The following is a 254-nucleotide window of genomic DNA, read 5'->3' as shown; positions in this document are numbered from 1 at the left end:
CCTTGACCACCGCCAGCCCCAGGCCGGTGCCGGTGGCCTTGGTGGTCAGAAACGGCTCGCCCAGGCGCGCCAACAAGCTGGCGTCGATGCCGCTGCCGGCATCACTCACGCACAGGTGCAGGGTGCGCTGGCGGCGGTACAGGTGCACTTTCAACTGCGCCGGGCCTTCGCTGGCCTGCAAGGCATTCTCGATCAGGTTGAGCAACGCCCCCACCAGGGTGTCCCGATTGCAGAGCAGCTCACCCAGGTGGCTG

General features: G+C 67.7%; 1 protein-coding gene. It reads right to left on the bottom strand.

Going from position 1 to position 254, the window contains the following annotated elements; all coding sequences use genetic code 11:
- Positions 1-254, bottom strand: a 254-nt coding sequence (locus GYA94_RS27185) for an ATP-binding protein (RefSeq protein WP_161893504.1), incomplete at both ends; no start/stop codon positions are given.

Source organism: Pseudomonas juntendi, assembly GCF_009932375.1.
Lineage (GTDB): Bacteria > Pseudomonadota > Gammaproteobacteria > Pseudomonadales > Pseudomonadaceae > Aquipseudomonas > Aquipseudomonas juntendi.
The sequence above is the reverse complement of the archived record's forward strand: the minus strand, read 5'-3'. Positions and strand labels throughout refer to the sequence as shown.